12 protein-coding genes are annotated in these 12,666 nt (G+C 71.5%); 10 read left to right on the top strand and 2 right to left on the bottom strand.

Features of this window, described 5'->3' with window-relative positions; genetic code table 11:
- Positions 1-154: 154 nt before the first annotated feature.
- From ACRAKH_RS11940 to ACRAKH_RS11950, 3 genes are read left to right on the top strand one after another with little or no spacing between them, the layout of a single operon-like run.
- Positions 155-559, top strand: a complete 405-nt coding sequence (locus ACRAKH_RS11940; protein ID WP_380720496.1) for a YciI family protein — start codon at positions 155-157, stop codon at positions 557-559.
- On the top strand, positions 556-1,752 hold the full coding sequence (locus tag ACRAKH_RS11945; RefSeq protein WP_380720493.1) for an RNA polymerase sigma factor: 1,197 nt from the start codon (positions 556-558) through the stop codon (positions 1,750-1,752). The genes ACRAKH_RS11940 and ACRAKH_RS11945 overlap by 4 nt, the downstream gene beginning before the upstream one ends.
- Before the next feature lie 41 nt (positions 1,753-1,793).
- Entirely contained in the window at positions 1,794-2,198 is a 405-nt protein-coding gene (locus ACRAKH_RS11950; RefSeq protein ID WP_380720491.1) for a DnaJ family domain-containing protein, read from the top strand.
- 40 nt (positions 2,199-2,238) lie between these two features.
- Here the strand turns inward: ACRAKH_RS11950 and ACRAKH_RS11955 are convergent, their stop codons facing one another.
- Positions 2,239-2,643, bottom strand: a complete 405-nt coding sequence (locus ACRAKH_RS11955; RefSeq protein ID WP_380720488.1) for a hypothetical protein — start codon at positions 2,641-2,643, stop codon at positions 2,239-2,241.
- Between the two features lie 303 nt (positions 2,644-2,946).
- On the opposite strand from ACRAKH_RS11955, the gene ACRAKH_RS11960 reads away from it, so the two are divergent.
- From ACRAKH_RS11960 to ACRAKH_RS11990, 7 genes are all read left to right on the top strand, one after another.
- On the top strand, positions 2,947-3,894 hold the full coding sequence (locus tag ACRAKH_RS11960; RefSeq protein WP_447009811.1) for a tetratricopeptide repeat protein: 948 nt from the start codon (positions 2,947-2,949) through the stop codon (positions 3,892-3,894).
- Between the two features lie 598 nt (positions 3,895-4,492).
- The gene (locus ACRAKH_RS11965) at positions 4,493-6,505 is read left to right on the top strand and encodes a pectinesterase family protein (protein WP_380720482.1); all 2,013 of its coding nucleotides are present in this window, start codon (positions 4,493-4,495) and stop codon (positions 6,503-6,505) included.
- Positions 6,502-7,377: a carbohydrate ABC transporter permease gene (locus tag ACRAKH_RS11970; RefSeq protein ID WP_380720479.1), complete on the top strand. Its 876-nt coding sequence runs from the start codon at positions 6,502-6,504 to the stop codon at positions 7,375-7,377. Before ACRAKH_RS11965 ends, ACRAKH_RS11970 begins: the two co-directional genes overlap by 4 nt.
- Positions 7,374-8,282: a carbohydrate ABC transporter permease gene (locus ACRAKH_RS11975; protein ID WP_380720476.1), complete on the top strand. Its 909-nt coding sequence runs from the start codon at positions 7,374-7,376 to the stop codon at positions 8,280-8,282. Before ACRAKH_RS11970 ends, ACRAKH_RS11975 begins: the two co-directional genes overlap by 4 nt.
- A gap of 8 nt (positions 8,283-8,290) precedes the next feature.
- Positions 8,291-9,577 (top strand): ABC transporter substrate-binding protein, encoded by a 1,287-nt coding sequence (locus ACRAKH_RS11980; RefSeq protein ID WP_380720473.1) that lies wholly within the window; start codon positions 8,291-8,293, stop codon positions 9,575-9,577.
- Positions 9,574-10,725, top strand: a complete 1,152-nt coding sequence (locus tag ACRAKH_RS11985; RefSeq protein WP_380720470.1) for an enolase C-terminal domain-like protein — start codon at positions 9,574-9,576, stop codon at positions 10,723-10,725. Before ACRAKH_RS11980 ends, ACRAKH_RS11985 begins: the two co-directional genes overlap by 4 nt.
- A gap of 97 nt (positions 10,726-10,822) precedes the next feature.
- Positions 10,823-11,761, top strand: coding sequence for a pectate lyase family protein (locus tag ACRAKH_RS11990; protein WP_380720468.1), 939 nt, complete (start codon positions 10,823-10,825; stop codon positions 11,759-11,761).
- Between the two features lie 63 nt (positions 11,762-11,824).
- Here the strand turns inward: ACRAKH_RS11990 and ACRAKH_RS11995 are convergent, their stop codons facing one another.
- On the bottom strand, positions 11,825-12,571 hold the full coding sequence (locus ACRAKH_RS11995; protein WP_447009812.1) for a sulfite exporter TauE/SafE family protein: 747 nt from the start codon (positions 12,569-12,571) through the stop codon (positions 11,825-11,827).
- Positions 12,572-12,666 lie beyond the last annotated feature (95 nt).

A 12,666-nucleotide genomic window follows, 5' to 3' on the forward strand; every position in this document is an offset into this window, starting at 1 on the left:
GGGCCTCGCGGTTGTGCCCACGGCCGGGCACAACCGCGAGCCGGCGACGAGGAGGTGACGCGGGTCACAATCAGCCATGTCGAGAACGCCCGATCGGCGTCGTCCACGGGGTGGGAGCGCCAAGATGGGCGCGAACGAAGACCTAGGAGTCGACATGGCGAAGTTCCTGCTCCTGATGAACTACGGCCCGGCCGCGAACTGCGACGTCCCGATCGAGCAGTGGGACCCCAAGGACGTCGCGGCGCACATCCGGTTCCAGCAGGACCTCGGCCAGGAGCTGACCGAGAACGGCGAGCTGGTCGACGGGCAGGGCCTGGCCCACCCGAGCCTGGCCAAGACGGTGACGTTCACCGGCTCCGGCGCGCCCGTCGTCACCGACGGTCCGTTCCCGGAGTCGAAGGAGCTGCTGGCGGGCTACTGGATGGTCGACACCACGCTGGAGCGCGCGCTGGAGATCGCCGCGAAGGCCTCCGCCGCGCCCGGCCCGAACGGGGTGCCGCTCGGCCAGCCCATCGAGGTGCGCGAGCTGATGTCGGCGCCGCCCTCGCCCGACCTGTGACCCGTGCCGTCGAGGACCTGCTGCGCGAGTGCGCGCCGCAGGTCCTGGGCGTGGTCGCCCGGCGATTCGGTGACTTCGCGCTGGCCGAGGACGCCGTGCAGGAGGCGTTGCTGGCGGCGGCGCGGCACTGGCCCGTCGACGGCCTGCCGGACAACCCGCGCGGGTGGCTGGTGCAGACCGCCGTGCGGAAGATGACGGACCTGATCCGCAGCGAGGTGGCCCGCCGGCGCCGCGAGGACGAGGTGTTCCGCGAGCCGCCACCCGGTGAGGCGGCCGACCGGGACGACACGCTCGTGGTGCTGTTCCTGTGCTGCCACCCGGAGTTGACGCCCGCGTCGGCGATCGCGCTGACGTTGCGCGCGGTCGGCGGGCTGAGCACGGCCGAGATCGCGAACGCGTTCCTCGTGCCCGAGGCGACCATGGCGCAGCGGATCAGCCGGGCCAAGCAGAAGCTGCGCGGCGCGAGCTTCGCCATGCCGGGGCCGGACGAGTTCGCGGCCCGCCTGCGGACCGTGCTGCACGTGCTGTACCTGATCTTCAACGAGGGCTACACCAGCAGCGTCGGCGGCTCCCTGCACCGCACCGAGCTGTCCGGCGAGGCGATCCGGCTGGCCAGGGCGGTGCACGCCAGGCTGCCGGAGGACGGCGAGGTCGCGGGCCTGCTGGCGCTGATGCTGCTCACCGACGCGCGCCGGCCCGCCCGCACCGGTCCGGACGGCGGGCTCGTCCCGCTGGCCGAGCAGGACCGGTCCCGGTGGGACACGGCGCTGATCGTGGAGGGCGTCGAGCTGGTCATGGCCGCGGTGGAGCGCGGCGAGATCGGGGAGTACCAGGTGCAGGCGTCGATCGCGGCGCTCCACGACGACGCGCTGCGGGCCGAGGACACCGACTGGCCGCAGATCCTGCGCATGTACGACCTGCTGGAGCGGATGACCGGCAACCCGATGGTGTCGCTCAACCGGGCGATCGCCGTGGCCATGGTGCGTGGACCGGCCGAGGGGCTGAGGCTCATCGACGGGCTGGACGAGCGACTGCCCGGCCACCACCGGCTCGACGCCGTGCGCGCCCACCTGCACGAGATGGCGGGTGACGTGCCGCGCGCCGTCGAGCACTACCGGGCCGCCGCCGCCCGCACCACCAGCACGCCCGAGCGGCGCTACCTGGTGGAGAAGGCGGCCCGGCTCACGCCCTGACCGGCGCGGAAGGTCGGTAGAGTCGACCGGGGGTGGTCGTCGTGACGGAGCGCAAACCGGCCGGCGTGGGGTTCGAGACCTGGGTCGAGCGGCAGATCCGCGAGGCGCAGGACCGGGGCGACTTCGAGCACCTGCCGGGCGCCGGCAAGCCGTTGCGCGGGCTCCACGAGCCGCACGACGAGCTGTGGTGGGTGAAGGAGAAGCTGCGCCGCGAGGAGGGCACCGCGCTCCCGCCGACGTTGCTGCTGCGCAAGGACGCGGCGGCGGCGCGCGAGGCCGCCGGGAAGGCGCGGACCGAGGCCGAGGTGCGGTCGATCCTGGCCGACATCAACGCCCGGATCGAGGAGGCCATCCGCAAGCCGATGTCGGGCCCGCCGCTCAACCTCATGCCGTTCGACGTGGAGCACGTCGTGGCGCGGTGGCGCGCCGAGCACGACGTCCGCTGACGGTCCCGCCGACCGTCACCGGGCTCAGGCTCGCCGACCGTCACCGGTTCCGGCGGGTGCGCCGCGCGATCGCCGCCGCCTGCTCCAGCTCCTGCTGCGACGTGCCGGGCACCCGGCCCAGCCACGCCCGCCAGTACGGCCCCGGGGTGCGCTTGCCCCGGTCGCAGCGGGACACCTCCTCGCGGGTGGTGCTGACGTTGCCGGACGCCGCGCCGGGCTCGCCGGTCGCCTCGTAACGGGCGATCGCCACACCGCGCCCCGTCGCGTCACGGGCCGCGATCGCGCACCGGCGCACGTGGTCGAGGTCGGTGAGGTGGGCGAGCAGCGCGGGCGTCACCGGCGGCGCGGCCCCGCAGAACCGCTGGAACAGCGTGTCGTCGTCCGCCCGCCACCACGCCTCGGCCAGTTCCTCCCGGTCGGCGGGCGTCAGCCGCGTCAGCCGCACCTGTCGTCCGTCGGCCAGTCGCAGCGCCTCCCCCGAGTCGTGCCCGGCCGGCGCTCCGCCGGCGGCGCGGTCCTGATCTGTGCTGTTCCGGTGTGGGCGACTCTTCGCAGGCCGCGACCTGAAAACGCGATCACCCCTCGATCTTGGCCCCGCGGCGGGTGCCGGCGCAGGGGGCCAATGCGGCGGCTTGGCGACATTCGGCGCAACGGCGGGCCGTCGCGGCGGGTACCCCGTCAGGACGTGCCGGCGGCACGCTCCCCATGCGATCCCTCCACCGCTCTAGTGGAATTGCGAGGTGCGGCGATGGCAGGAAACCCTCAGGTCCCGGCGCGGGTCGGTGTCGACGACGTGGTGCGCTTGGAAGCCGAGGTCGAACGCCTGCGCGGGCTGGACTACCGCCAGGGCGGCGGCGCGTGCCGCGACTCGGCGATCGCGTGCGCGGCGCGGCACGACCCGCTCCTCGACGCCGACGCCACCGACGCGGTGCGCGCCCGGCTGCTGGTCGCCTTGGCGGACCTGCACAACGTGACCGGCTGGACGTGCTTCGACACGGGCCTGGACGACGCCGCCTCGCGGCACTGGGACCGGGCGCTGGAGCTGGCGGCCGAGGCCGGCCACCACGACCTGGTGGCCAACATCCGCTACCGCGTCGGCCGGATGCGGCTGCACCGCGGCCGGTGTCGCGAGGCGCTGGAAGTGTTCGCGCACGGGCTGGCCGCGGCCCGTCGGGCGGGGTCGCGGCGCGCGGTCGCGATGCTGCACGCCAACCAGGCGTGGGCGCACGCCGGGCTCGGTCAGGCCGGCGAGGCGGTGCGGCTGCTCGACCTGGCGCACGACGAGTTCGCGCGCACGCCGCGCGGTCCGGTGCCGGGGTGGGCGCGCTTCTTCGACGAGCCCGACCTGTGCGGGTTGAGCGGCGTGGTGCTGACCGAGCTGGCCCGCACGGTGGACCGCTCGCACACGTCCGCGGCGATCGACTCGCTGACCGCCGCCGTGGCCGGCTACTCGGGCGGCATGGCCCGCAGCCGGGCGTTCAGCCTCGTGGCGCTGACCGCCAACCACCTGATGCAGCACGACTTCGACCACGCGGCCGAGGTGGGTGACCACGCCCTGGCCGCCGCGCGCGAGGTCCGCTCGACCCGGGTGGTCGACCGGTTGCGGCCCCTGTGCGCCCTCGCCGACCGCCACGCGACCGACCCGCACGCCCGAGCCCTGTCCGCCCGCATCGCCGCGTTCACACCACCCGTCTGACCCCACCCCGCGACCCGCGCCCCGCCCGACCCTCCCGACCCGCCTGGCCCGGCCGCCCGGCCGCGTTGACCCCGCGCACCACCCGACCCAGCCGGTCCGCCCCTCCGTCCGACCCTCCTGGCCCGTCCCTCCGCCCGACCGCGCTCACTCCGGCCCGTCCCCGACCGCGCTCTCCGCCCGGTGACCCCAACCGTTGCGCCCCCGACCCCACCCACGGTCGGGGGCGTTCCCATGTGGACAGACCTGGTCGTGGCCTCGGAGCTGTCGAATTCGACTCGAATTCGACGAATCGTCGAACGGGAGCGTCGAACGGCAATCGAACGACGTTACGTCGTTGACGTGCGGCGGATACTTTCGCAATACTCTGTTCGCACTTCTGGATAGTGTTCACACTTATGAACAAATTCGCCGGGGAAGGCCCCTCGCCATGCGGATACTCAGTTCTGCGCTCGTGCTTTCCTGCGCCCTTGGCGTGATCGCGGCGGCACCCGCGCACGCAGGCTCTGACCTGGGGAGACAGGTTCTCCAATCCGGTGACGGCTGGGCTTCCAGCGGCACGGGCACCACCGGAGGGTCGGCCGCGACCACCGAGCACGTCGTGCGCACGGCGGCGGAACTGCGGGCGGCCCTCGCGGCGCCCGCGCCGCGCCTCATCAAGGTGCGCGGCGTGATCGACGTCAGGGCTGATTGCGCAACCTATGCCACCGGCGGCTACACGCTCGCGGGCTACTTGGCCGCATACGACCCCGCCGTCTGGGGGCGTGACGCTGAGCCGAGCGGCCCCCTGGAGGACGCCCGCGCGGCGTCGGCGCGGCGTCAGGCGGAGGCCATCGCGTTCAACGTCGGCTCCGACACGACGATCGTCGGCGACGGCCGGGGCGCGGGGATCACCGGCGCCAACATCCGCGTCCACGGGGCGAGCAACGTGATCATCCGGAACCTGACGTTCCGCGACACCCGCGACTGCTTCCCGCAGTGGGACCCGACGGACGGCGCCGAGGGCAACTGGAACTCGGACTACGACGCGGTGTCGCTGCAGCGCGCCACGAACGTGTGGGTCGACCACAACACGTTCACCGACCACCCGCACCCGGACAGCGCGGCGCCGACCTACTTCGGCCGCCCCTTCCAGCAGCACGACGGCTCGCTCGACATGACCAACGGCACCGACCTGGTCACGGCGTCGCACAACCTGTTCGAGGACCACGGCAAGACGATGCTCATCGGCTCGTCCAACACCTCGACCACCGACCCCGGCAAGCTGCGGATCTCGGTGCACCACAACGTCTTCCGCAACGTCGAGGAACGCCTGCCGCGGGTGCGGTTCGGCCAGGTGCACGTCTACAACAACCTCTACGAGCCCGGCCCCACGTTCAACTACGCCTGGGGCGTCGGCGTGCGGTCCGCGCTGTACGTGGAGAACAACTACGTCAAGCTCGCCAACGGCGGCGCGGTCGAGGACCTCATCCACAACTGGGGCGGCACGGCCATCACCGAGGTCGGCACGGTCGTCGACGGACGGCCGGTCGACGTGCTCGTCGCGTTCAACGCGGCCAACCCGACCGCGCCGCTGGCCGGCGACGCGGGCTGGACGCCCACCCTGAACCGCGGGCTGGAGGCGACCGACCGGATCAAGAACCTCAAGGCGGGCGCGCTCGGCCGCGAGCGGTACCACGTGGCCAAGGGCACCGACTTCGACACCGTGCAGGCCGCGATCGACGCCGCGCCGGCGGGCACCACGATCACCATCGGCAAGGGCGTGTACCGCGAGGTCATCCGGGTGCCGGCGACCAAGCGCGACCTGACCCTCAAGGGCTCCACGGGCACCGCGCGCGACGTCGTCATCGACTACGACAACGCCAACGGCACCAAGAAGCCCGACGGCACCACGTACGGCACGACCGGCTCGGCCACCGCCACGATCGAGGCCGACGGCTTCACCGCTCGCGACCTGACGTTCAGCAACTCGTTCGACCGGGCCGCGCACCCCGAGATCACCGGCACGCAGGCGGTCGCGGTGAAGGCGACGGGCGACCGGCAGTACTACGACCGCGTCCGGTTCCTCGGCCACCAGGACACGCTGTACGCCGACACGCGCGCCGTGGGCACGAAAGCCCGGCAGTACTACCGGGGCGGCGAGGTCGTCGGCGACGTCGACTTCATCTTCGGCCGCGCCACCGCCGTGTTCGACCAGGTGACGATCCGCGCGCTGGACCGCGGCAACGACTACCCCAGCGGGAGCACGGCGGGTTACATCACGGCCGCCAGCACCCGCCGCGACAACCCGCACGGCTTCCTGATCATGAACTCGACGATCGTCAGCGACGCGCCGGCGGGCACGTACCACCTCGGCCGGCCGTGGCACCCCGGCGGCGACCCGGACGCCATCGCCTCCGTCGTCATCCGCGACACCAAGCTGCCCGCCGCCGTGAAATCCGCGCCGTGGACCGACATGTCCGGCTTCTCCTGGCGCGACGCGCGGTTCGCCGAGTTCCGCAACTCCGGCGACGGCGCGGGCACGTGCGACCCGGCCGACCGCCCGCAGCTCACCGCCGACCAGGCCAAGCAGCACACCCTCCGCGCGTACCTCGGCGACTGGAACCCCGCATGAGGACTCGCACGTGGGCGCCCTACGCGCTGATCGCGCCGGCGCTGGTGCTGATGGCGGTCTTCCTGGTCTACCCGATCGGGAGCGTCGTCTACTACAGCCTCCAGCGCTACAACGTCACCCAGCCGTGGAAGAACGGGTTCGCCGGGCTGGACAACTTCAAGCAGATGCTGTTCGACGACCCGCTGTTCTGGCAGAGCCTGGCGTTCAGCGCCAAGTGGGTGTTCGTCGAAGTCGCGCTGCAACTGCTGCTCGGCCTGGTCCTCGCGCTGATCGTGAACGAGACGTTCATCGGGCGCGGCGTGGCCCGCGCGCTGGTGTTCTCGCCGTGGGCGGTGTCCGGCGTGCTCACCACGGGCATCTGGATCCTGCTGCTCAACCCGTCCACCGGCATCTTCCAGCAGCTGTCCCAGTGGGGCATCGGCTCGCCGGGCACCTCCGTGCTCGGCAACCCCGACACGGTCTTCGACGCCCTCGTGGTGACGGAGCTGTGGCGCGGTGTGCCGTTCTTCGCCATCCTGCTGCTCGCCGACCTCCAGAGCATCCCCAAGGACCTCTACGAGGCCGCGTCCGTGGACGGCGCGAGCCGGTGGCGGCGCTTCACCAGCGTCACGCTGCCGCACCTCAAGGACGCGATCATCCTGTCGACGCTGCTGCGCGCGGTGTGGGAGTTCAACAACGTCGACCTCATCTACACCCTGACCGGCGGCGGTCCGGCGAACCAGACCACGACGCTGCCGCTGTACGTCGCCAGGCAGGCCGTCGACTCGCACAACTTCGGGTACGGCTCGGCGCTCACCGTCGCCGGGTTCCTGATCCTGCTGTTCTTCTCGATCCTGTACCTGCGGGTGTCGAAGTTCGGGAGCCGGGCATGACCGAGACGCTGGGCAAGACCGACGTCCTGGTGCGGGAGGTCGCCGACACCACGCACGCGCCGCCGCCGAGAAGGCGCCGTCGCCGGGCCGTGGCCGAGGAGCCGGGCAAGCGGTGGATGATCCACGTGCCGCTGGTGCTGTACCTGCTGTTCACCCTCATCCCGTTCTACTGGATGCTGGTGTTCGCGGTGCGCCCGTCCGGCTCGACGCAGCTCGTGCCGTGGCCGATCTCGTTCGAGCACTTCGACACGGTGTGGAACGACATCGGGTTCGGCGTGTTCTTCTACAACAGCGTGGTCATGGGCCTCGGCGTGCTCGTGTTCGTGACCGTCCTGTCGGTCATGGGCGGGTACGCGCTGGCGCGGTTCAAGTTCCGCGGGCAGCGGGTGTTCCTGCTGGCGATGCTGTGCAGCCAGTTCATCCCCGGCGCGATGATGCTGATCCCGCTGTTCGTGATCTTCAAGAGCGCCGGGCTGCTCAACAGCATCACCGGCCTGGTCATCGCGGAGGTGGCGTTCCAGCTGCCGCTGTCGCTGATCCTGATGAGCGGGTTCATCCGCAACATCTCCGTGGAGCTGGAAGAAGCCGCCATGGTGGACGGCTGCACGCGGCTGCGGGCGTTCTTCGCCGTCGTCCTGCCGCAGCTCAAGCCCGCGCTGGTCGCGGTCGGCTCGTTCGCGTTCATCGGCGCGTGGAACAACTTCCTGTTCGCGCTGATGTTCGCGACCCGGCAGGACAAGTTCACGCTGCCGGTCGGCCTGAGCTACACGTTGGGTGAGTTCAACACCGACTTCGGAGCGCTCGCCGCCGGTGGCGTGGTCGCGGCCGTGCCGGTGGTCCTGGTTTTCGCCGTCGTGCAGCGGTTCCTGGTGCAGGGGCTCAGCGCCGGGGCTGTCAAGGGATAGGGAGCATCATGAGAAGAATGCTGGTCGCCGTGGCCGCCGCCGCCCTGGCGCTGTCCGCCTGCTCGTCGGAGGGAGGTGCGGGGAGCGACGGGAACGTCACCATCACGTTCTGGGACAACAACGGCGGGCCCGCCCGTGAGCCGATCTACAAGGAGCTGATCTCGCGCTTCGAGGCCGCGAACCCGACCATCAAGGTCGAGTACGTGGGCATCCCGAGCGCGTCCGTGCAGCAGAAGTACGACACCGCCATCGCCGGCGGCGAGACGCCCGACGTCGGCGGCGTCACCACCTCGTACCTCGCGCACCTCGTCGGCCAGGAGGCGCTGGCGCCGCTGGACGACCGCATCACCAGCGGTCCGCTGAAGGACAAGCTGCTGCCGTCGCTGGTGGAGACGGTCCGCCAGACCGCGCCGGACGGCAAGCTCTACATCGTCCCGTCGTCGGCGAACATGGACGTCATCTGGTACCGCACCGACTGGTTCAAGGACGCGGGCATCGAGCCGCCGAAGACCTGGGACGAGTTCATCACCGCCGCCACGAAGCTCACCGACACGGGCGCGAACAAGTACGGCTACACCATCCGCGGCGGCGCGGGCTCGGTGTTCCAGCTGATCACCGAGGCGTACTCGTACTCCGGTGTGGACACCTTCTTCAAGGACGGCAAGAGCACGCTCAACGACAAGGCCAACGCCGAGCTCGTCGACAAGGTCGCCGACCTGTACAAGAAGGCCACGCCCGAGGCCGACGTGAACAACAGCTTCACCCAGATGATCGCCCAGTTCACGGGCGGCTCGGTCGCGATGATGCACCACAACCTCGGCTCCTACAGCGACGTGACGAAGGCGTTGGGCGACAAGGTCGCCGCGATCCCGCTGCCGGTCGGCCCCAGCGGCAAGCGGACCGTCGTGCCCAACCCGACCGACGGCTTCGCGGTGTTCAAGAACAGCGAGAACCAGGACGCGGCGTGGAAGTTCGCCGAGTTCCTGACCTCCTCGGAGTCCAACAGCTACTGGAACGAGAAGGTCGGCCAGATCCCGGCGAACACCGACGTGCGCAGCGCGGCGTGGATCGACAAGGCCGCCCACGTGAAGATGGCGCTCGGCGTGCTGGAGGACCCGGCCACGGTGCTCGTGCCCGCGCCGGTCTACCTGCCGCAGTACTCCTCGATCACCAAGACCGACAGCGAGCCCCAGTACCAGAAGGTGCTCCTCGGCGACTTGACCGCCCAGCAGTTCCTGGACGACATGGCGACCAAGCTGACCGAGGCGCAGAAGGAGTGGGAGGACCGGAAATGATCGAGCGCGTCGAGGTGTCGGTGTTCACGACCACCGCGTGGACCGCGGTGGACCCGCACGGGCACCGGCACCCGAGCGCCGAGCACGAGGTCCGCGAGGCGCTGCTGGAGATCACCGACTCCGACGGAGTCGTGGGGCGCGTGCAGGTGCACCCCGACCAGCTGCGCCCCGCCGTGCTGGAGTCGATCGTGAAGCCCGTGCTGCTCGGCGCGGACCCGTGGGACCGGGAAGCGCTGTGGCGCAGGATGGCGCGCAAGCAGCGCGGCTCCCACGGCCGCTTCACCGATCGGGCGCTGGGTTACGTCGACACGGCGCTGTGGGACCTGGTGGGCAAGAAGGTCGAGCAGCCGGTGTGGAAGCTGCTCGGCGGCGCCCGGTCCCGCATCCCGGCCTACGCCAGCACGATGTGCGGCGACGAGATCCCCGGCGGGCTGAGCACGCCCGGCGACTACGCCGAGTTCGCCAAGCAGCTGGTGGAGCAGGGCTACCGGGCGATCAAGCTGCACACGTGGATGCCGCCGGTGCCGGGCGCGCCGAGCGTGCGGGCGGACATCGCGGCGTGCGAGGCGGTCCGCGAGGCCGTCGGGCCGACGGTGGCGCTGATGCTCGACGCCAACCACTGGTACTCCCGCACGGAGGCGCTGGAGCTGGGCCGGGCGTTGGAGGCGCTGGACTTCTACTGGTTCGAGGAACCGATGGAGGAGGCGTCGATCAGCTCCTACCGGTGGCTGTCCGAGCAGCTGTCCATCCCGGTGATCGGCCCGGAAGTGGCGTGGGGCAAGCACCTCAGCCGCGCCGAGTGGATCACCTCGGGCGCGTGCGACATCCTGCGGGCCGGCCCGACCGACGTCGGCGGCATCTCGCCGACGATCAAGGCGCTGCACCTGGCCGAGTCGTTCAACATGGACTGCGAGATCCACGGCGACGGCTCCGCCAGCCTGGCGGTCCTCGGCGGCACGGACAACGGCCGCTGGTACGAGCGCGGGCTGCTGCACCCCCGGCACGACTTCGACCGCGTGCCGCCCCACCGGCTCGCGATCGCCGACCCGCTCGACGAGGACGGCTGCGTCGCCATGCCCACCGGTCCGGGCCTCGGCGACGAGTTCGACGTCGAGCACATCCGCGAGCACACCGTGGAGAGGTGGTGAGTCCGGTGTAGGCCCACGGCCGCCGCCACGTCCCACCGCCGCCACGTCCGACCGCCGCCGGTTCCCTTTTCATCCACAGTCGCATGGAGGAAACCGCATGTCCCGCAAGCTCTCCCGCGCACTGCTCGTGGTCACGGCCCTGGCCGCGACCGCGGTCCTGGCGCCCTCGGCCAACGCCGCGTCGTTCAACCTCGAAGGTTGGGGCACGCAGTGCGGTGGCACGACCGGTGGCGGCAGCGCCACGCCGGTCACCGTGAGCAGCACCTCGGCGTTCATCTCGGCCGTCCAGTCGTCGAGCGCGTCGGTGGTCCGGGTCTCCGGCACCATCACGCTGTCCAGCCTGACGAAGGTCGCGTCGAACAAGACGATCATCGGCGTCGGCTCGGGCGCCACGATCACCGGGCACGGCCTGAACGTCTCCAACGCGTCCAACGTCATCATCCGGAACCTGAACTTCCGGAACTGGGCCGACGACGCGATCAACGTCCAGTACTCGACCAGGGTGTGGATCGACCACAACAGCCTGTCGAACGGCTACGACGGCGCCGTCGACATCAAGCGCGCGTCCGACTGCGTCACGGTCTCGTGGAACAAGTTCAGCTCCCACGACAAGACCATGCTGCTGGGCCACAGCGACAGCAACGGCGCCGAGGACCGCGGCAAGCTGCGGGTCAGCTACCACCACAACTGGTTCGACGGCACGAACCAGCGCCACCCGCGCGTGCGCTTCGGCAACCCGGTGCACGTCTACAACAACTACTACGGCGGTGTGACGTCGTACGGCGTCGCGTCCACCGAGGAGGCGGGCGTCCTCGTCGAGGGCAACTACTTCGAGAACACGCGTGACCCGTTCCACCGCGGCGAGGGCGACTCCGACCCGGCCAACCTGGTGGCGCGGAACAACCACTTCGTGAGCTCGGGCTCGGGTGACCAGGGCGGCACCGTCAAGGCGATCCCGTACTCCTACACGCTCGACAGCGCGAGCAGCGTGAAGTCGATCGTGCAGAGCGGCGCGGGCACGGGCAAGGTCTCGTAACGCCGCGTTCGGACACCCGGCGGCCCTTGGCACGTCTCCCGCCAAGGGCCGCCTTCCCGCGCGCTACGGGCTGACCGCGTCGACGCCCATGACGACCGCGACCCCGAGCAGGACCAGCGCGAACACCCGTTGGAGCGTGGTCGCGCGGACCTTGCCCGCGAGCCGCCGGCCGTCCCACGCGCCGAGCAGGGCGGTGGCGGCGAACGGGCCGACGAGCGCCCAGTCCACGAGGGCCAGGCCGCCGGCGCGGGCGGCGAGAGCGGCGCCCGCGTTGGTCGTGACGACGAGCAGGCTGGTGCCGACGGCGGTGGACATCGGCACCGACAGCACGGTGACCAGCGCGGGCACGGCGAGGAACCCGCCGCCGACGCCGAGGAACCCGGTCATCGCGCCCAGCCCCGCACCCACGCCGACCGCTCGCACGGGACGCGCGCCGTGCCCGGTCGGGTCGGGGCAGCGGCGCAGCATCGACACCGCCGCGACGGCGGCGACCAGCCCGAACGCGCCGGTCAGCACGGCGGCCGGCACGTGCCGCGTGAGCACGCCGGCCGCCACGGCGGGCGCCACGCCCGCGGCCGCGAACACCGCGCCGAGCCGCCACCGGACCGCGCCGGCCCTGGCGTGCGCCGCCAGCGCCGTCGCCGAGGTGCCGACCACGATCACCAGGCTCGCGGTGGCGGCCTCGTCCGGGCTGAACCCCATCAGGTAGATCAGGGCGGGGACGGCGAGCACGCTGCCACCGCCGCCGAGCGCGCCCAGCGCCAGGCCGACGACGGCTCCGGCGACCAGCGCGAGGACCAGCGCCGTCACCGCGTGGCTCTGGTGCTGCTCGTCCCGACGTGCGTCCGACCCGGCTTCATATGTCCGTACATTAGGGCGGTCAGCGGCCGCAGGGCAATGCCGGC

The organism is Saccharothrix hoggarensis (genome assembly GCF_052936025.1).